General features: G+C 59.8%; 13 protein-coding genes. 5 read left to right on the top strand and 8 right to left on the bottom strand.

Translation table 11 applies throughout. The features are described 5' to 3' along the window. Positions 1-47: 47 nt before the first annotated feature. The 3 genes from HYE77_RS24120 to HYE77_RS24110 are packed head-to-tail and all read right to left on the bottom strand — an operon-like array spanning position 48 to position 2,688. Positions 48-389 (bottom strand): cupin domain-containing protein, encoded by a 342-nt coding sequence (locus tag HYE77_RS24120; RefSeq protein WP_003217122.1) that lies wholly within the window; start codon positions 387-389, stop codon positions 48-50. 27 nt (positions 390-416) lie between these two features. Then, positions 417-1,823 carry an FAD-binding oxidoreductase gene (locus HYE77_RS24115; RefSeq protein WP_177069537.1) on the bottom strand — a complete coding sequence of 469 codons (1,407 nt, stop codon included), beginning with the start codon at positions 1,821-1,823 and terminating at the stop codon, positions 417-419. Between the two features lie 49 nt (positions 1,824-1,872). After that, positions 1,873-2,688, bottom strand: a complete 816-nt coding sequence (locus HYE77_RS24110; RefSeq protein ID WP_003217127.1) for an AraC family transcriptional regulator — start codon at positions 2,686-2,688, stop codon at positions 1,873-1,875. Positions 2,689-2,949: 261 nt separating this feature from the next. On the opposite strand from HYE77_RS24110, the gene HYE77_RS24105 reads away from it, so the two are divergent. Beyond that, entirely contained in the window at positions 2,950-3,222 is a 273-nt protein-coding gene (locus HYE77_RS24105; RefSeq protein WP_003217129.1) for a DUF1652 domain-containing protein, read from the top strand. Between the two features lie 148 nt (positions 3,223-3,370). Here HYE77_RS24105 and HYE77_RS24100 read toward each other — a convergent pair whose 3' ends face one another. After that, positions 3,371-5,839, bottom strand: a complete 2,469-nt coding sequence (locus HYE77_RS24100) for a UvrD-helicase domain-containing protein (protein WP_177069535.1) — start codon at positions 5,837-5,839, stop codon at positions 3,371-3,373. 218 nt (positions 5,840-6,057) lie between these two features. On the opposite strand from HYE77_RS24100, the gene HYE77_RS24095 reads away from it, so the two are divergent. Further along, complete coding sequence (locus HYE77_RS24095) at positions 6,058-6,753, top strand: pirin family protein (protein ID WP_003217133.1); 696 nt, start codon at positions 6,058-6,060, stop codon at positions 6,751-6,753. A 127-nt stretch (positions 6,754-6,880) separates the two neighbouring features. On the opposite strand, the gene pgm is transcribed toward HYE77_RS24095, so the two are convergent. The 4 genes from pgm to HYE77_RS24075 all read right to left on the bottom strand — a co-directional run bounded on the left by pgm (position 6,881) and on the right by HYE77_RS24075 (position 13,159). Beyond that, a complete protein-coding gene (pgm, locus tag HYE77_RS24090) occupies positions 6,881-8,527 on the bottom strand; it encodes a phosphoglucomutase (alpha-D-glucose-1,6-bisphosphate-dependent) (RefSeq protein WP_177069533.1) in 1,647 nt (548 codons plus the stop codon). A 99-nt stretch (positions 8,528-8,626) separates the two neighbouring features. Continuing rightward, entirely contained in the window at positions 8,627-10,039 is a 1,413-nt protein-coding gene (locus HYE77_RS24085; RefSeq protein ID WP_177069531.1) for a PLP-dependent aminotransferase family protein, read from the bottom strand. A gap of 24 nt (positions 10,040-10,063) precedes the next feature. Continuing rightward, positions 10,064-11,485: a hypothetical protein gene (locus tag HYE77_RS24080; RefSeq protein WP_177069529.1), complete on the bottom strand. Its 1,422-nt coding sequence runs from the start codon at positions 11,483-11,485 to the stop codon at positions 10,064-10,066. A 651-nt stretch (positions 11,486-12,136) separates the two neighbouring features. Continuing rightward, positions 12,137-13,159 carry a zinc-dependent alcohol dehydrogenase family protein gene (locus HYE77_RS24075; RefSeq protein WP_003217140.1) on the bottom strand — a complete coding sequence of 341 codons (1,023 nt, stop codon included), beginning with the start codon at positions 13,157-13,159 and terminating at the stop codon, positions 12,137-12,139. Positions 13,160-13,407: 248 nt separating this feature from the next. Between HYE77_RS24075 and HYE77_RS24070 the strand changes: the two genes are divergently transcribed. The 3 genes from HYE77_RS24070 (at position 13,408) to HYE77_RS24060 (ending at position 19,340) form a co-directional block, all read left to right on the top strand. Then, positions 13,408-14,322: a LysR family transcriptional regulator gene (locus tag HYE77_RS24070; protein ID WP_003217142.1), complete on the top strand. Its 915-nt coding sequence runs from the start codon at positions 13,408-13,410 to the stop codon at positions 14,320-14,322. A 278-nt stretch (positions 14,323-14,600) separates the two neighbouring features. Next, positions 14,601-17,585 carry a TrlF family AAA-like ATPase gene (locus HYE77_RS24065; RefSeq protein WP_177069591.1) on the top strand — a complete coding sequence of 995 codons (2,985 nt, stop codon included), beginning with the start codon at positions 14,601-14,603 and terminating at the stop codon, positions 17,583-17,585. 153 nt (positions 17,586-17,738) lie between these two features. Then, positions 17,739-19,340: a hypothetical protein gene (locus tag HYE77_RS24060; RefSeq protein ID WP_177069527.1), complete on the top strand. Its 1,602-nt coding sequence runs from the start codon at positions 17,739-17,741 to the stop codon at positions 19,338-19,340. Positions 19,341-19,382: the final 42 nt, after the last annotated feature.

The following is a 19,382-nucleotide window of genomic DNA, read 5'->3' as shown; positions in this document are numbered from 1 at the left end:
GGCGGTTTTAGGGCTGTTTTTATGGCAGGCGATCAAAGATCAAAGAATCAGAGGATCAATACATAGGTCTTGCGCACGGTTTCCTGGATGTCCCAGATACCGGTGCTGTTGGCCGGCAACATCAGTGCGTCGCCGGCTTCTATGTGGAGCATTTCCCCGTTGTCGGGGGTGAAGGTGCACCGTCCCTGGATAAAGTGGCAAAACTCCTGGGCTTTGATCTGCCGGCGCCAGCGCCCGGGCGTGCATTCCCAGATGCCGGTTTCGACGCCGTCGCTACGTTCCACGCTCAAGGTCGAGGCCACCGCCACCGGTGTGCCCAGTGGCACGGCGACGGGCGAGGAGTCCGGCAAATGGGCGCTGAGTGTGTCTTTGAACTGGGTAATGCTCATGTTCATACCTGTGGTGATTGAAACGACTTAGTGCATGAAACCTTCCATGAACCCGGCAACCCCGCTGGCCAGTTTGCGGCGCCACGGGGCGGTATTGGGGTTGGCCAACACCTGGTCCTCATGCACAAAACTGCGGATGATCGCGTTGTAGCCCAGCCAGCGGCAGGGTTCCGGTTCCCAGGCTTTGAGCCCGTCCAGCCGGCCCGGCTGAATCACCCATGGCTGGCGAACCAACGGCGTATCGAGCCCCAGGATCAAGTCCGCCAGGGTGCGGCCACCGAGGTTGCTGGCGCCTACGCCCTCGCCGCCGTAACCACCGGCCAGGGCGATGCCTGCCGCGTGATCGCAGAGCATGTGCGGCTTGAAGCGCCGGGACATGCCCAGGTTGCCGCCCCAGGCGTGGGTGATCCGGACATTCTTGAGCTGCGGGAACAGTTCGCCGAACAGATAGCGACGCAGTTCGACTTCGCTGTCGGTGAGCTCGAAGTTGTGCCGCAACTTGCCGGCAAACTGATAACCCCCGCGAGCGCCGAACACCAGGCGGTTGTCCGCCGAACGCTGGCCGTAAGTCACTTGCCGGCTGCTCTCGCCGAACGCCTGGCCACGATTCAGGCCGATCTCGTCCCAGGTGCTGGCCGGCAACGGCTCGGTGGCAACGATCAGGCTTTGCACCGGCAACTGATAGCGCCCCAGCGGAGCCAGCGTGGTGGCATACCCTTCCACCGCCGGCACCACCCAGGAGGCGCGCACCGAGGCTTTGTCCGTGCGCAGGCTGCCGGACTGCCAATGAGTGACGGGACTGTTTTCGTAGATCTTGACGCCCATCCGCTCCACCAACCGCGCCAGGCCGCGCACCAGCTTGGCCGGGTGAATCGTGGCAACGTGGGGTGCATAGATGCCACCATAAGGCTTGGCGATACGGATCTGCTCGGCCAGTTGTTGCGGGCCAAGCCAACGGTAATCGTCGTCGGTCAGGCCCTGGCTGTGAAGTTTGGCCAGGTACGCACGCAGGGTGGCTTCCTGTTCGGGGTAGCGCGCGGCGCAATACAGCACACCACCCTTGCGGTAGTCGCAGTCGATGCCTTCGCGCTCGATCACTTGCGCGACTTCGTCGGGGATGGCGTGCAGCAGGTCGAACGAGGCCCGGCGCTGTTCCGGGGTCAGGCCGGCCAACAGGCGGTCCTCTCCCAGCAGGTTGCCCATCAGCCAGCCGCCGTTACGGCCCGAGGCACCGAACCCGGCGGTTTGCGCCTCGATGATTGCGATTTTCAGCTCGGGCGCCTGGCGCTTCAGGTAATACGCGGTCCAGAGCCCGGTGTAGCCGGCGCCGATGATGGCCACGTTGACGTCCAGGTCCTGCTCCAGGGACGCGCGTGCCAGCAGCGGCTCGTCCAGCTGGTCCATCCATAAACTGATATTGCGCCATGCAGGCATGCCAAGCTCCACCACCACACTTCGATGGCAGTGATCCTAGAGCCTGGCCTCAGGGGCTGTCTTGCGCGCGTGCACGCAGGGAAATTTGTTTGACGTAGGCCTTGGGCGACTGGCCGGTGTGCTGGCGGAAGCTGCTGTAGAACGCCGACGTCGAATTGAAGCCGGCGGCAAACGCCAGTTCGTCGATGCGGATCGGCGGCGCGGCCATTTCCAGTGCAGCCAGCAAATGCTGGAGGCGTGCCTGGTTGACGTAGCGATAAAAACTTTGCCCCAGCACCTGGTTCAACAGGTAGGAAATCTGGTTGCGGCTGTACCCGCACTCCTTCGCCACCCGTTGCAGGTCCAGTTCCGGGTCAAGATAGGGTTGCTGGCGCTCGAAGTACTGTTGCAGGTCGTTGGCCATGTAGCTCAGTTGCTGCGGCGACAGGCCCAGGCGGCTGACGGTCGGGCGTGTGGTCTCGCGGCGGCTGGCAGACTGCTCGTGGACCAGGGAGGCGTACTCGTTGACCCGCCAGATCAAGCCATCGCGCACGGTAATCGCTTCGCTGGTGCGAAACGACACCAGGCCCTGGCCGCCACGCAAGGTGATGCGGTATTGGATGAACGCGGTGTCGCCGTCGGCGCGGATGCGGTCGGTGTGTTCGATCGCTTCGTCGGCGCCACGGGGCATGCTGGCTTGCAGGTATTCGCGCAGCTCGCCGGCACCCACCACGCGGTTCTGGAAGAAATCGTGGTACTGGATGTCCGGATGGTAGTACGACATCACTCCATCCAGGTCCCGATCCCGCCAGCACAGATGGTGACGCAGTACCAGCTTGGCCGTAGCTTGGGTTTTCTGGGAGTCATCCGGAATGATGTCTTGCATTGAGCGCTCTACGCCGGTGAAAAAAGAGGCAGCTTGCCCAACTGCCCGTACCCGCTCAACGGCCATTTGATATTTCCGACTAATGGCCTTTCGCTTAATACCACGCAGCACGTGACCCATATCAACGTTATTGAAAACAACTGCCGGACGGGACGAAAAAACTCCCATGCCCGATGCGAACGAATGCTATTTTTAGTGCTCACGACGGCCAGGACCAGTGACGGTCATGGCGCCCCTGCAGCGAGCTAAAGGAAGCGCTCAATGAACAAGGTGGGCAACATGAACAAAGTGACATTCCCCAACGCCTGCCAGTTGATGCGCTGGCACTTTCATCCCATGGGCTTTGAGGCGAGCATGGATGCTCCCGGCAGTATGATCGCCCGCCTGTTCGACCGCGCCAGCGGGGAAACCCTGATTGCAATTGCCGGTATCCCTTGCGCCACGGTGATGAACGCTGCGGACGTGGAGCGGATCATCGAGGCGGTTGAGGATGAACTGGAGTCGTTTGTGCCGCCGCTGTCGCTGCGGGCTTGATCTGGCAACGCAGGTATCCTGTGGCGAGGGAGCTTGCTCCCGCTGGGTTGCGTAGCAGCCCCAAAATCCTGGGAGCGCTGCGCACTCCAGCGGGAGCAAGCTCCCTCGCCACAGCAAGCTCCCTCGCCACAGGATTCAACGTCATCCCTTATGATTTGCTGATGCGCTGGTCGTCAAAAAACGGTTTGTCCCCGGCAACCCGGTCCGAAGCCTTTGGCACATTCACCCCTTGGCCATCCTGGGCGTCGACATACCAATAGCAATGGCTCACCGCCCGGGTAATGCCCACGTAGGCCAGGCGCAGCACTTCGTCTTTCTGCGCGCTGTCGTAAGCTTCGGTATCGCCGTCCTTGCCCAGTCCTGCCATGCGGTAGACCTGGTTCTTGTACGGCGAACTGGTCAAGTGCTGGCAGTCGCCCAGCAGGAATACCGCATCCGCTTGCAGGCCCTTGGCGCTGTGATAAGTCAGTTGCTTGAGCCGGCGGCTGCCGTACGGCAAACTAGAATCCACATTAACTATCGACTGAATATGCTCTTTAATCAATGACTTATCGCTGCTTTTTCGATACAGCATTAACACCGAGTCACCTTTTTGATAGTGCGCCAGCAGTTGTTGGCCCAGCGCCGCATCGTCACGGTCACGCACCGTGACCGGCACCAACTCCTTCGCGGTTCCACTGGCCTTGGCTTTCTTACCGCTGATGGCCGGGGCCGCCCGCACAATGTGCTCGGCAGCATCGATCACGTGCTGATGGCTGCGGTAGTTCTCGCCCAGCATCACCCGGGTGGTCGTGGGTGACGGGAACTCCTTGTTGAACTCCATGAAATACTTGGGCGAACTGCCACGCCAGCCATAGATCGACTGCCAGTCATCGCCCACGCACAACAGCGAAGAGCGCTGGGCCCCACGCCCCACGTGCATGGCCGGCCCGCGGCTGCGGATCTCCCGCAGGCTGGCCCGGATCCACGAGACGATCTGCGGCGATACGTCCTGGAATTCGTCGATCATCAGGTGCGACATCGGCCGTAGCAGCGGGTCGCTGAGCAACTTCAGGTTCTCCGGGGTGTTTTCGCCAAACAGCGAGAACATCCGGTTGTAGGTCATGACCGGTGGCGACTGGTCCAGCAAGTGATCTTCGAGGGCCTTCCAGAAAATGCTCAGTGCCTCGAAGTAAAAACGGTCTGGATCATCCTTGGCAAAACTCATCTTGCCCACGGCGGTGGGCACATCCAGCCCGAGGTTCTCGATGAACCCGGCGGCGGCAACAAAGCTGTCCAGCAACGGTGCCGAACCCAGCTCGCCCTTGACCTTGTAATCGAAGCCCGGGCCCGCTGTTGCGTCACCTGCCAGGCTGCTTAAAAGCCGCTTGGAAGACTCGTAGCTTTCTAGCCATATCAATGATTTACGACAGAAAGCTTGAAATAGGGTTCGCTTTACCGCCCATTCGGCACGTACTGACAGCTTGGACCCGGGTCGACTGACCTGGGCATTTTCCCGCGGGTCGAAGCCCAGTACGACCCAGGCATCCAGTTCGGCAATGTAGCCATGGCAGTGAAACTTCGCGCCGTTGATATCGAACGTCTGGCGATTGGGCTCGATGCCCTTGATCGGCCAGGCGCCGGCACGAAACCACAGGTCTTCGATCACATCGCAGAGTTCTTCATCGCGCTTGGCCGCCAGTTCGGTCACCGCCACGCGTTTTTGCACGTCCGGGTGATCGCGCTCCAGCTCCTTGAGTTGCAGGGCATGGCGCGCCAGCGGGGCGATCAGTTCGCGGAAGCGTTCATGGCGGCCATGCAGCCGGTGATAGCAGGCATTCAGTTGCTGGCGCTGGGCGTCGTTGATCCGCAATTCGAAGGGGTTGCTGTCGGCCTCATCAAAGCCCGCTTCGGTCCGCGCATTGAGGTTCTCGAACGCCTGCAGCCGTTCAAGGCCCGGCAGGCTGCGCACCATTGGCAGGATGCGTGAGTGAAAGGTCCGCACCACCGCTTGCGCTTCTTTCATACCAAGGGGTTGGCCCCACAAGGCGAGAATTTCCATGAGCTTGTTGATGAAGTCCTTGCGCGACTCACGGGTGAAGGTCACCACCGTCATCGAGCTCAGCTCGAAGCCCAGGTAATGGGTCAGCAGCAGGATACGCAGCACCAGCGAGGTGGATTTACCCGCGCCGGCGCCGGCGATCACCGAGGTGGACGGCGTATCGCTGAAAATCATCTTCCATTGCGCCGCACTCGGCTGGGCATGGGCCGGCAGCAGGCGCGCCACATCAGCCTTGATGCGTTTTTTCAACTCGGCGGTCAGCGGCAGGCGCCAATCATCGAACAGATTGTCGTCAACACCCGGCGCAGTGTGCTCATCCGGCCGGAAGTCACGAATCAGCAGGACCTGGCGGCCTTCTTCGATACCATCCGCCTTGCCTTCCTTATAGCCATACTCCACGCCGGCCGTGTGGCCACTGCGAAAGCCGTCGGCCTGGCCATGCAGCCATGAGAAACGGTGCTGTGCCCGCAGGCGCGTCAGGCCGTGACCAAATAATCGGGCGGCGAGCCGTTTCAACAGGGGCATTTCGGCCAGTGGCCGCAGTTCGGGAGGCAGATCGGGGGTGTGTTGCGGCACGCGGACTCCTGCGATGCTTTAACTCGGACAAGAGCCCTATGGTCGCCGCAAATGCCCCACAGTTCCAGCCAATTGCTTTGCGCTCATGCAGTTAGGCGATGAAGTGAAGACAAGTCCTGAGCATCGGCATCGAAGCATTCGATAGGAATCCAGCATTTTTTACGCTTTTTATCGATCTGGCGCTGCTGGATGATGGCTCCCATCCACAGGAGACGATCATGCTTGAACTTCGACCTTTCAACACCCTGGGCGGCGCCAATCACGGTTGGCTGGACGCTCACCACCACTTCTCGTTTGCCGAATACCATGACCCCAAGCGCATGCACTGGGGCAACCTGCGGGTGTGGAACGATGACCTCATCGCACCGGGCACCGGCTTCCCGCAGCACCCCCACCGGGACATGGAAATCATCACCTATGTGCGTGAAGGCGCCATCAGCCATGCCGACAACCTGGGCAACCAGGGCCGCACCGAGGCCGGCGACGTCCAGGTAATGAGCGCCGGCACCGGGATCGCCCACAGCGAGTACAACCTGGAAGCTACGCCGACCAAGATTTTCCAGATCTGGATCATACCCAATGAGGCCGGTTTGCCGCCGTCGTGGGGCGCGAAGCCGTTTCCGAAAGGTGACCGCGAAGGTTTTGTGACCCTGGCCAGTGGCAAGGCCGGAGACAGCGAAAGCCTGCGGATTCGGGCCGATGCACGCTTGGTAGCGGCAAACCTGAAAGCCGGTGAAAGTGCCGAGTATCGGCTGGACAACGGACGCCGGGCGTACCTGGTACCGGCCACCGGGGTGATTGAAGTCAATGGCTTGCGTGCACAAGCTCGAGACGGTGTGGCGGTTGAGGATGAGCAGGTACTGCGGGTGACAGCGGTTGAGGACAGCGAGATCGTGTTGGTCGACCTCGCCTGACCGAGCTTGAATGTGGCAAGGGAGCTTGCTCCCGCTGGGGTGCGAAGCGCCCCCAAAAATGGGACTGCTGCGCAGTCCGGCGGGAGCAAGCTCCCTCGCCACAGGTTAATCAGTCATAGGTTGCGTATCAGTTAGCCGAGATCGCCCCGTCTACCAACACCTGGGCCTCTTCCACCAGTTGCTTGAGGTGATCTTCGCCGATAAAGCTCTCGGCGTAGATCTTGTAGATGTCCTCGGTGCCCGATGGCCGTGCGGCAAACCAACCGTTTTCAGTCATGACTTTCAGCCCGCCGATCGCCTGGTCATTGCCCGGCGCGTGGCTGAGGATCTGCTGGATGCTTTCCCCGGCCAACTGCGTGGACGTCACCTGGTCTGGCGACAGCTTGCCCAACAAGGCCTTCTGCGCCGGAGTCGCCTTGGCATCCACCCGAATGGCGAACGGCTCACCCAGTGCATCGGTCAGCCCGCGATAAATCTGGCTTGGGTCCTGGCCTTTGCGCGAGGTCATTTCCGCCGCCAGCAGCGCCGGGATCAAACCGTCCTTGTCAGTGCTCCACACGCTGCCGTCCTTGCGAAGGAACGAGGCGCCGGCACTTTCTTCGCCACCAAAACCCAGCGAACCGTCAAACAGGCCATCGGCAAACCACTTGAAGCCCACCGGCACTTCGTACAGGCGACGGCCAATGCGCTTGGCCACGCGATCAATCAAGCCGCTGCTGACCACGGTCTTGCCCACCGCAGCATCAGCGCGCCATTCGGGGCGGTTCTGGAACAGGTAGTCGATGGACACGGCCAGGTAGTTGTTCGGCGCCAGCAAGCCACCGGACGGCGTCACGATGCCATGGCGGTCGTGGTCCGGGTCGCAGGCGAAGGCCACGTCATAACGGTCCTTGAGGCCGATCAACCCCTGCATGGCGTAGCTGGAGGACGGGTCCATGCGGATCTGGCCGTCCCAGTCGACGCTCATGAAGCGGAAGGTCGAATCCACTTCGGTGTTCACCACGTCGAGGTTCAGGCGGTGATGCTCGGCGATGGCCGACCAGTAGCGCACCCCTGCTCCGCCCAGCGGATCGACGCCCAGGCGCAAGCCAGCGTTGCGGATGGCATCGAAGTCGATGACGTTGACCAGGTCGGCCACGTAGGTGTTGAGGTAGTCGTGGCGATGAGTGGTGTCGGCCTTCAGCGCCTGGGCATGGGTGATGCGCTTGACCCCGGCCAGCTTATTGGCCAGCAGTTCGTTAGCCTTGGCTTCGATCCACTTGGTGATGTGGGTGTCGGCCGGGCCGCCGTTGGGCGGGTTGTACTTGTAGCCGCCGCTTTGTGGCGGGTTGTGGGACGGCGTGATCACGATGCCGTCGGCCAAACCACTGGTGCGGCCGCGGTTGTAGCAAATGATGGCGTGGGAAATCGCCGGTGTCGGGGTGTACTCATCGCCTTCGGCGAGCATCACGTGCACGCCATTGGCGGCCAGCACTTCCAGCGCACCGGCGCCGGCCGGGGTGGACAACGCGTGGGTGTCGAGGCCGACAAACAGCGGGCCGTTGATGCCCTGGGCTTCACGGTACAGGCAAATGGCCTGGCTGATGGCAAGCACGTGCCATTCATTGAAGCTGAGGTCGAACGAGCTGCCGCGGTGTCCTGAGGTACCAAAGGCGACGCGCTGGGTGGAGATCGCTGCATCAGGCTGGCCGGTGTAATAGGCCGTTACCAGTCGCGGGATGTCTACCAGCAATTGAGCTGGTGCCGGCTTGCCCGCAAAAGGACTGAGAGTCATGCATAAACCTCGGAAAGAGAAGGATTCGGAAAAAAGTGCAGTTTACTGGGACTTGGACTGCTCCGCGACGTTATAAATCCTACAGCAATCAGCGAAATTTCATTCAGCGCCGGTCTGTGCCTGCCTGAGCGCCAGAGCCAGTTCATCCAGGGCATTCTCCAGGTTATGGGCGCCGTCAACGGCATGGCTCAGCCGCAGATGCTGGCAGTGCAGGCCACTGAGGCTGAACAACTCCCCCGGCGCAATCACCACCTGCCGGGTGAGCAGGCGCTGGAACACCTGGCGCATATCCACCGGGGCCTCTGAGCGCAACCAGAAGGTCGCGCCAGCGGCGGGCATTCGGTAGCTCACCTGGTTGCCCAGATGCGTGTCCAGCCGCAGGCCCATGAGCCGGGCCTGCTCTTTGAGTTGCGGTCGCAACTCCCGCAGATGCTGGTCGATGCGCCCGCTTTGATAGAGCCGCGCAATCGCGCGCTGGCGGATAGAGGACAACCGGAATGCGCGCAACAGGAACTGGCGCTGCAGCTCGCCGCTGAGGTGGCGCGACAGCAAATAGCCAAACGGCGCTTCCGGCCCGAGCATCTTCTCGAACGTGGAAAACACCATCAGCCGCTCGGGATTGGCCAGGTCCCGTAACGCGGTGATTGGCTGCCCGAAGCCGAGGTCACCATGGCTGTCATTTTCTAACAACCAACAGCCATGCTGGTCCAGCAATCGCACTAGCTGCAGGCGGTCATGGGTGGACAGGACTACGCCGGACGGCAGGCTGACACCGGATGACAGCAACGCCAGCTGCACCGGCTCGGTGCTGAGCAAGTGCTCGAACAACCCCAGGTCCAGGCCGTCGTCCGCCGTGAATGGCAATTCGAGAACCCTCACGCCTGCCCTCTGCAACAACCGCAGGATCAGCCAGTCACACGGGGATTCGACGATGATCGCAGCGCCCTTGAGACCCAGCACCTCGATCAGGATTTCCAGTACCCCGCGCAAGTCGGCGCCGAGGTATACCTCGTCCGCCTGCCAGCAACGGGTCGGCGACGAGGTATAGCGCGCCGCGAGCGTCGCCCGCAGTTCCCACACACCACAGGGCTGCGACCATGGCTGCAGATGATGCGGGTAATGCCGCAACAGTTCGCGCTCGAGCAGCAACAGCGCTGCGTCCAGTGACGCCGCAAGTGCCGGCTCATCGGCGCTGAGCACGCGCATTCCCGGGCGTCGCGCACTGGCATAGAGGCGCTCCAGCAGGTCGCCACCGCTGCTGCCTGGCGGTCTATTCAATACCGGCCAGGCGTAGTAGCCCGACTTGGGCACCGAGTACACCCGGCCCTCCTTCTCGAGCAACGAGTAAGCGTATTGAATGGTCGAGATCGACACATTCAGGCGCTCCGCCAGCTGCCGCAATGATGGCAGTTTTACCCGGGCATCCGTGCCCACCTCGCCGATGAGGTTGATCATGTAGCGATACACCGCCTGGTAGGCGAAGTCGGTTTGCCGGTCGTCCCTGAGGTTCATCGCTGGTCACCCGCCGCCACCCGCTTAACGCCCCGCCAGTTGGTAGGCTGCCAGGGCGGGCGCACCTTGCTGTGGCGTCTCGGCCATGCCCGGCACGCCGGTGGCTGGCCGCTTGCGATAGAGATGTTGCAGCAGGTCGATCGGCAACCCGCTGGTGTCGATGGCCCATTGCACCAGCATCTCGGCCACCGGCTTGCCTTGCAGCGCCTTGTGCAGCTCGGGGAGCGCCACCAGCATGCCGGGGTGACATTGGCGCAAAAAGCTTTCGAGACGCTCGCCGTGACGGATAAACGGCGAAAACATCAGGCAGTTCAGTTGGCTTTCATCCAATCGGAACATCGCCTGGGCGTAGTCGGCCGCCAGCGCTCGGCCATCCTGGGTCGCTGCCTGGGCAATCAGGTGTTCGGGAATCTGCTTGCGCCGCATGAACAGCGCGGCCTGCTGCATGAAGCCCTGTGCGCCCTCCTCGTAATCCAGTTCCCGCAGGCACTCGGCCTGCAAGCCCCGCAGATGGGCCATCAGCAACGGGTTCGCATAGCTCGCGTGGCTGAAATGAAAGCCAAACTCGTCCGGTTCATAGCCCATGAACTGACGCAACAGCGGCCCGGAGGAGTATTCGGCCGCGTCCTTAAGGTCGGCAGCGCCGATATAGGCCAAGTGGCGATGGTTGTCCGTGTCGGACTTATCGGCGACGGCGTAACGCTCGCCGTAAAGGTCGCAGTAATAGGCGTTGCTCCACTCATCCATGCCCGCGAACAGTCCGCTGAGCACCAGAGGCTGGCGCGGCGGGACCTCTGCACCGCTCGCCAGCGCAGCCTTCTTCAGCCACGCCAGGTACTCCCGCTGCTTGCGCGCGGAGTCACCGCTGACCAGCGCGTGCACGCCCCCATTGCAGGTGGTGACGCGCTGGTAAAAGTCACCGAGGGCCAGGTAGGCGTCGTTGCACAGGGTTTGGCGAAGATCTCCCGAGGTCAGGTGCCCCACCATCAGCATATTGCGCCGGCTGGTATCGCGCGCCGCACTGGAGGCCGGCCGCAGGTGGTTGAACGGCAAGACTTCCTGATTCTCGACCATCAGCAATTCGACACGCGCATCGTCATGCAGGAACAGCGCGCTGTAGCCGCGGTGCAGCGTGTCCAGGGCATTTTGCGACATGCCGGCATGGCGCAAGGTCGCGACCCGCAGTTGAAACGTCCGCGGCGCCCGGCCTGCAAGCGTCAGCTGGGCTGCGCGCAACAACGCCAGGACATAGCTGCTGCCGGCGCCTGCGCCGTGAGCGACCAGCACCTTGTATTCACCGATCCGCTCCATGCCGCCTGCCGCTACCACGATTCGTTGAATCAATAACTGGAGCGAGGTACGTTCTGTTCGAGAGAAATGCCCTATCAAGCGTTGCAATACTTGTTGATAGACATAGTTCATGGCTTGTTCGTGAATAGCGCTCATAGTTCTACTACCTGAGTTGAAATATCAGTTTCGGGCAATCGTTGACGGCATTTGCCTGACCTGTTGTTTCTGTAGGGGCGTTACAACATGTGACATTCAATGGAGATTAGCACCGGGCCCTACCTGCCAGGCCTGCCTTTGGGGGCTTCCAGTCCCGAAAAGGCGCCAAGCCAAGGGGCACGCAGCCCAAACCGAAAGTCTTAGGAACGCTCTGACAACTTCCTACGCTGCTTTAACTTACAAACTAGAGAAGCATCCGACATAACCCACTTCAATATTGATGTTCCGGCAAAACAGCCATGGGAAACATTATTGGGCTTGACGGATGTACGGGGTGATTTCATATATTCAATCATTGCTCAATCCTTGAGATAAAAGTGACGGGGCAATTATCGGCACTTGAATAATGATTAACAGATACAGAACGCCGGCTAAAACCGGTTCAGATGGGGGCTTGCATGGGGTATCGAGTGTGCAGACACGACAACGCCGCGCTGGGATTCAGGGCGGCGTCAGGGGCATACATCTGGTTTATCGGGCTGAAGTGCTGAAATCCCGATTCAAGCGGTGGGCAGGTTAAGTCCTGTCAAATGGCGCATTTGCCCCATGCGCCCGGGGGCAGGAATACTCGCTTGAGAATATTCCCACAGATCAAACAGTTTCTACCTGCAAGGCAACCCGTTCACGGCACGGACATTCGTCCATATAGCGGTGCGCTTCAACGAACTGGCTGAACGGAAATACCGTGGTTTTCAGCGGTACCAGCACCTTGTCGGCGGTCAGTTGGTTGATGTCACGCAAGGCTCGCTGCAAGGCCACCTGGTCCTGGATGATGCCCAGTTCCGGTTTGCCGGTGAAGTTGCCGATGCAGTGCACAAAGAACTGAATGTTCTTCTGGAACGCCGCACAGGCCGGGAATGGCGTCTGGTTGCCACCTTGCAGGCCGTACAGCACCAGGCTGCCACGCGGCGCCAGCACATCACCCAGCAACGACATCTGCGGGCCACCCAAGCCATCGAACACCACGTCTACGCCGCGGTTGTCGGTGAACTTGTTGACTTGCATCAGCAGGTCCTGCTCTTCGGTGACGATGACCTTCTCGGCCCCGAGGGACAGCAGGTATTCGCGCTCATCACTGGTCTTGGTCGCAGCAATCACCCGCACACCCAGGGCTTTGCCCAGTTGCACGAACGATGGGCCGGCACAGTGGCTGGCGTCCGTTACCAGGGCGAATTGCCCGGGTTTGACCCGCGCCAGGTCCATGTACGCAAAGTAGGCAATCAGCAGCGGCGTGTAGTGCACGCTGGCTTCGATCGGGCTCAGGACATCCGGGTAGCGGGTCAGCGCCGAGCGCGGCAGGACGATCTGTTCGCCGTACACCGGGTAGTCATTCGGGCTCTCGGCCGGGAAGCTGGCGACCTTGTCACCCACCGCCAGGTCGTCGACACCCTCGCCAACGGCCACAACCACGCCGGCCATTTCATGGCCAAGGCCGGAAGGCAAGCGGGCATGGGACGACGCCAGGTTCTGGCGCCACAGAATGTCGTACCAGCTGATGCCAATCGCCTCGACGCGCACCTGCACTTCGCCCGGTGCGGGCTTAGCGGCTGCATGCTCTTCGCATTTGAGCACCTCGGCCGGACCAAACTTGTGAAAACGGATCGTGCGGGACATCGCAAACCTCGTCAAAGTAACCTCTATTGCCATGAACTCTATCTGGGCTTTCGGGGCAAGACCACCGGTCGCCGTTAATAGTCGACATGCCTGTCATTGATTCCGCACATACGGAAAAGGTGCCAAGCCATGTAGGAAAACTGAATTAGCCGGTGCAGAGTACCAGCCTTTCCCCGTAAGATTCATGCCGGTCATTGTTCTTATATGACCGCTCCCGTCAAGTTTACTGACGCCGCCTGGGACACAAGATGAACCGTAACGACCTGCGTCGTGTCGACCTCAACCTGTTGATCGTATTCGAAACCTTGATGCATGAGCGCAGTGTGACCCGCGCTGCCGAGAAACTGTTCCTTGGCCAGCCGGCCATCAGCGCAGCCCTGTCACGCCTGCGCGGCCTGTTCGACGACCCGTTGTTCGTGCGTACCGGACGCAGCATGGAGCCCTCGGCCCGTGCGGTAGAAATCTTCGCCCTGCTCTCCCCGGCCCTGGACTCGATTTCCACGGCCGTCAGCCGCGCCTCCGAATTCGACCCGGCCACCAGCACCGCGGTATTCCGCATCGGCCTGTCGGACGACGTCGAATTCGCCCTGCTGCCGCTGCTGCTCAAGCGCCTGCGGGCCGAAGCCCCCGGCATCGTGCTGGTAGTGCGCCGCGTCAACTACATCCTGATGCCCGGCCTGCTGGCCTCCGGCGAAATCTCCATCGGCGTGAGCTACACCACCGATTTGCCAGCCAACGCCAAACGCAAAGTCCTGCGCCGCAGCAAGCCGATGCTGTTGCGAGCCGACAGCATGCCGGGCTCCATGAGCCTGGATGACTTCTGCGCCCGGCCCCATGCTCTGGTGTCGTTTGCCGGGGATTTGAGCGGGTTTCTGGATGAAGAACTGGAAAAACTGGGCCGCAAGCGCCACGTAGTCCTGGCTGTGCCGCAGTTCAATGGGCTCGGGACATTGCTGGCGGGCACCGATATTGTCGCGACCGTGCCGGACTATGCCGCTGAAGCGTTGACTTCAGCGGGTGGCTTGCGGGCTGAGGAGCCGCCACTGCCGGTGCGCACCTTTGAATTGCACATGGCGTGGCGTGGGTCACAGGACAATGATCCGGGGGAACGGTGGTTAAGGTCGCGGATTCAGATGTTTTTCGGCGACCCCGATAGTCTGTAATTGTGACGTCTGCATGACGGTTCGACTCGATACTGCGATGGAACGTGGGATCTCGTGCACGCAGAAATGCTGAACTAGTGCCGCGCCGACGTTGCAGACCTCATCCCTACTTCCAGAAGATCGACTTAGTTCTTGGAGAGCCGGCATTGTTGTGCCTAGCTAAGTGCTCATCCCTCCAGAAATCTTATAAAGTGTTAGAAATACGTCTGCTTCGGCCACGCCGAGCAAGCCTTCAAAGAAGGTCACAAGGACGGTCTATGGCCGCCAAGGATGAGCAAATGATTGGTCGTGGGTCTGAATGGCGTCGCTGGGAACCGCACATCCATGCGCCGGGAACTGTCCTAAATAATCAGTTTGGCAGCGACTCCCCTTGGGATGTTTACCTCGAAAAACTTGAGACAGTCACGCCGAAAATTGAGGCGCTGGCGGTGACTGACTACTACCTTACTGAGACTTACGAAGAGGTGCTAAGGCAAAAGGCGGCTGGCCGTTTACAAGATGTGCAGCTCATTTTTCCCAACGTCGAATTGCGTTTAGATGTCGCTGCAAAATCTGGCTTCGTCAATTTGCATCTCCTAGTCAGCCCTGAAGACCCGAACCACGTCGCAGAACTGCACCGCATCCTTCAGCGCCTTCAGTTCCAGGCGCACGGCGATACCTTCAACTGCACCCGCCAAGATCTGATTTCGCTCGGGAAGAAAGCCGACACGAGCATTCTCGATGATCGTGCGGCGCTTTCGCACGGTGCCACGCAATTCAAGGTAAATTTTGACCAGCTTCGCCGCGTTATGCGAGAGAGCGATTGGGCGAAGACCAACATCCTCATCGCGGTTGCAGGTGCGACGGGCGACGGAACTTCGGGGTTGCGCCAAGCCGCAGACGCAACCATGCGTCAGGAGATCGAAAAGTTCGCCCACATCATCTTCTCAAGTAGTACGGCACAGCGCGAGTTCTGGTCTGGTCGTAAGGGCGTGACGCTCGACCAACTGAAGGAGCGATATGGCGGTTGCAAGCCCTGCCTCCACGGCAGCGACGCCCACGACCAGAAAACCGTAGGCCAGCCGGTTGAAGAGCGTTATTCGTGGATCAAGGGTGGTCTAGAGTTCGATGCCCTCCGCCAGGCTTGTATCGACCCCGAAGGTCGGGCTTATGTCGGCAGCGAATCGCCGTCCACGGCCATGCCTTCCCAAGTTATCTCGAACATAACTATTGGAGATGCCAGTTGGGCAGCAACTCCGGACATACCACTTAATCCTGGGCTCGTCGCAATCATCGGCGCGCGCGGCTCAGGCAAGACCGCGCTTGCTGACATGATTGCCGCCGGCTGTGACGCAATCACGCCAGGTACTTGGAGTGCGAGCGCAAATATCAGCCCGTCATTTCTCGTCCGTGCCCGCCAGTTGCTTGGCCACGCGACTGCAACGCTGACATGGGGTGGAGGTGCTTCAGTCACACGCTTCCTCGATGGTCGCGATGCAAACGGTCATTTAGCCTTTCCCCGAGCGCGCTACTTGTCGCAGCAATTCGTAGAGGAGCTTTGCTCCTCTGCTGGCGTCTCCGATGGACTTATTGCGGAGATAGAGCGTGTGATCTTTGATGCTCACCCGCAGGATGATCTTGACGGCGCTATCGACTTTGCCGAATTACGGGATTTTCGCACCGCCCGTTTCCAGCAGGCCAGAGAACGGGAGGCTGAGGCAATCGCCGATTTATCCGAGCGCATTGCTACGGAGATTGAAAAGGAAGCTGCTGTCACAGGCCTAGCGCTGCAAGTCACGCAAAAGACCGGCCAGATCAAGAGTTACAACGAAGATCTCGCCAAACTTGTCGTAAAGGGAACTGAGGCGCAGGCCATTCGCCACACCGAGCTCGGACAGGCCGTGCAGACGCTGCGCGGCACGATCCAGGCCTACGGCAATCAGCGCCGGACATTCCTTGCTCTGCAGGATGAGGTCGTCAGCACTCGCAATACCAAAGCCCCCGAGCTGCTTCGCCAAGCCAAGGAGCGGCATGTTCTCAGCGGCCTCAGTCAGGAGCAATGGGATGAATTCCTGCTGATCTATAAAGGCGATGTTGATACGAGTTTGACCAGCTATGTGACATGGTCCGATCAGCAAATCGCAGCGCTCACAGGTCCGGCCATTTCGGCCACTCCGACCAGCGACCCGAACACGCCGCTCTTCCCAGTTACTGCTGACCTGTCCAAATTAACCCTCAATACGCTGTTGGCTGAAATGGCCCGGCTGGAGGTCCTACTAAGCGCCGACAATATCATTCGCGGTCAGTACTCCACCCTGTCAAAGCGCATCGCCCAAGAGAACGCCGCGCTCATCACCCTTCAATCACGCCTAACCGACGCTCAAGGAGCTGGCGCGCGTCGTAAGGAACTTCAAAGCGAGCGCGATGAGGCTTATGGCCGAGTATTTCAGGCGATCATCAATGAGCAGAATTCGCTCTCCGATCTTTATGGACCGCTGATGGCGCGCTTGAATGCGTCCACCGGCACACTTCGCAAGCTCGGGTTCTCGGTTCGCCGCGTCGTGGACGTTACCACCTGGGGAGCTGTGGCTGAAGAAGACCTTCTCGACCGACGGAAGGCCGGTCCATTCCAAGGTCGCGGTGCACTAATCGCTCTGGCGGACACAACCCTACGATCAGCATGGGAAACAGGGTCGGCTGCCGACGTACAGGCAGCGATGGCGAACTTCATTTCGCTATACATGCGCGACCTTCTGAGCCAGGCCCCCTTTGGCCAGAATCAACAAGCAGAGTTTCGTGGCTGGTTGAAGCAGTTCGCGCACTGGCTTTTCGCCACCGATCACATCTCGGTGCGGTACGAAATAGTCTATGACGGAATGGATATCCGCAAACTGTCGCCTGGGACGCGGGGAATCGTACTTCTCCTACTCTACTTGGCACTGGACGATGCTGACGATCGGCCACTCATCATCGATCAGCCAGAGGAGAACTTGGATCCCAAATCTGTGTTCGAGGAGTTGGTCGCCCTGTTTATCGCGGCCAAGGCCAAACGCCAGGTAATCATGGTCACGCACAATGCCAACCTCGTCATCAACACCGATGCGGACCAAATCATTGTCGCCGACGCCGGTCCGCATCCTGCTGGTGGGTTGCCCCCATTCAAATACACTTCTGGCGGTCTTGAGAACACTGCTATTCGCAAGGCGGTTTGCGACATTCTGGAGGGCGGCGAAGAGGCCTTCCGCGAACGCGCACGTCGATTGAGGGTTAGGCTGGATCGCTAACGGCTGCAGCATTGAGCTCTCGATGCATAGATTGATTGTCCGATGTTTGGGAGCAAACATCGGTTTTCCTCACCTTGATGCTTTGCACCGGTATGGACGCAAATTGCACCTGGGTGTGATCCCATCGACCAACGGAAGGATGCAACAGCTCCAATGACGGCCTCCGCTTCTATAGACACTACGGGCCTGCTCACCATATTGGGAGTCATCGCCGCCGTGTGGGCGCTCATTTCTCCTACTGACCGACTCCGGCTTCGCTTCTGCACGACCTGGGTGGATTGGGTCGTGGGTGGATCAGTGCTCTTTCTTGTCCACTACTTAATGTTCGCCCCGGCCTTGGTGCAACTTGGGCTTTACTACAGCTTGGGGCCTTGGAAATGGGGGCTCGACAGTTCCAGTGCGGTGTATCTGCTGCTGCTCTCGGTGGCGCTCTACTTCTTTTGGCGAACACGCTTTCCGACACTGGCCCGAGGGCGAGTTCACGTCTTTCGTGAGCTGATCGAAAATCTGCACCTGACGAAACGCTACGACGAGCTGGTGCTGCTGGTCGAACCCCAACTGCCGACACTCATTTCCCTGACCCAGCAACAGTCTTGGCTGGTGCGCTGGATCGAAAACCGGGGCAATTTCAAGAATGAACTGGCTTCGCTCCTGCGTGGGGAAGCCCCTAAGCCCCCTTCAGCCTGGCGCAAACAGTGGCGCCGCGTGTTGCAAACATTGAAATCAAGATGCGCGGAGCGAGACCAGGCCAGCCTACAAGCCCGGGAGATCCTATTGAATCTGCTCACCTCACCTGACTTGATCGTTCACTTGGCGCAGGCGCACCCACATTTCTGCCTCAAACTGCTGGAGACTGACGAAGCAATACGCTCCGACTTCATAGCGCATTACATCGAAGCATTGCTGGACGCGCCGGGAAGCCGTCTCTATGTCGAGCTGAAAAACAATCAAAATCTAAATGGTGGAAGCCGCTTGTATCTGCCGGAAAGCAATCGGTTACTTCGCTTTTTCTTCGCTGATGCAGCCATGGCGGTGAAGAACGGCTTGGAGGCGGCAATAGGTGACTCAGTATGCCGCCGCTTGGATGAAGACCGGAATCTGGCCGAAAAGCTTAACCAGCCGCTGGGCTCCTACCAGGAGAGTGGGCGGTTTCGCTGTCCAATCAATTCCGGCATCACGCTCTTTGAGATCATGGTGCACGAAGGCATCCACCAGGGACTCCAAGACCATATGTGGCTGCACTACTTTGACAACTTCGCCGAAAAGATCCTCAAGCAAATGTCCGGACCACCCGACGAAGATGCCTATCAGGAGTGGCCGACGCCCTTTCACTATATCCTCTATCGCCTCGTCAGCATCGCCACGGATTGGGCTGAGCAGTGCGCGCGGATGGATGACTCTGAAATCCCGCAGGCAACACGTTCTGCCGGTAATTTTGATCGCCACTACATCTCCAAAGAAGCTACTAAGGTGCTTGGCGCAATGCTGCAAGACATCATTCCGAGTGAGAAGCTATCTGCTTCCTTCAAGACGTATCTGCTAGAAATCGCCATTCGCAGCCATGTGCAACTCCAGGGCGATCCGAAGATGGCAGATGTTGCAGCGTCATTCCTGACCGCCGTGATCCAGGGGGCCAACTTGCCAACAAAGGTCGCCTACCGGCAAGAGCTTCGGAATGTATTCGGAAGTTTAGATTACGCTCTGAGGGACAACGCATCTGCCTTCGAAACAGCGCTGGATGCCTCACTGCCTTGACCCTCTACTGCGCTCAGGTGTCCGCCGCACGGGGGTGGGCCG

It is taken from the genome of Pseudomonas sp. IPO3774, assembly GCF_013386835.1.
Taxonomy (GTDB): Bacteria; Pseudomonadota; Gammaproteobacteria; order Pseudomonadales; family Pseudomonadaceae; genus Aquipseudomonas.
Note: the sequence above shows the minus strand (reverse complement) of the source record. Positions and strands in the feature narration are given on the sequence as shown.

Excerpts from the sequence above, each read along its gene's own strand:
- HYE77_RS24120 (WP_003217122.1), bottom strand. The coding sequence starts at position 389 with ATGAGCATTACCCAGTTCAAAGACACACTCAGCGCCCATTTGCCGGAC.
- HYE77_RS24115 (WP_177069537.1), bottom strand. The coding sequence starts at position 1,823 with ATGCCTGCATGGCGCAATATCAGTTTATGGATGGACCAGCTGGACGAG.
- HYE77_RS24110 (WP_003217127.1), bottom strand. The coding sequence starts at position 2,688 with ATGCAAGACATCATTCCGGATGACTCCCAGAAAACCCAAGCTACGGCC.
- HYE77_RS24105 (WP_003217129.1), top strand. The coding sequence starts at position 2,950 with ATGAACAAGGTGGGCAACATGAACAAAGTGACATTCCCCAACGCCTGC.
- HYE77_RS24095 (WP_003217133.1), top strand. The coding sequence starts at position 6,058 with ATGCTTGAACTTCGACCTTTCAACACCCTGGGCGGCGCCAATCACGGT.
- pgm (WP_177069533.1), bottom strand. The coding sequence starts at position 8,527 with ATGACTCTCAGTCCTTTTGCGGGCAAGCCGGCACCAGCTCAATTGCTG.
- HYE77_RS24085 (WP_177069531.1), bottom strand. The coding sequence starts at position 10,039 with ATGAACCTCAGGGACGACCGGCAAACCGACTTCGCCTACCAGGCGGTG.
- HYE77_RS24080 (WP_177069529.1), bottom strand. The coding sequence starts at position 11,485 with ATGAGCGCTATTCACGAACAAGCCATGAACTATGTCTATCAACAAGTA.
- HYE77_RS24075 (WP_003217140.1), bottom strand. The coding sequence starts at position 13,159 with ATGTCCCGCACGATCCGTTTTCACAAGTTTGGTCCGGCCGAGGTGCTC.
- HYE77_RS24070 (WP_003217142.1), top strand. The coding sequence starts at position 13,408 with ATGAACCGTAACGACCTGCGTCGTGTCGACCTCAACCTGTTGATCGTA.
- HYE77_RS24065 (WP_177069591.1), top strand. The coding sequence starts at position 14,601 with ATGATTGGTCGTGGGTCTGAATGGCGTCGCTGGGAACCGCACATCCAT.
- HYE77_RS24060 (WP_177069527.1), top strand. The coding sequence starts at position 17,739 with ATGACGGCCTCCGCTTCTATAGACACTACGGGCCTGCTCACCATATTG.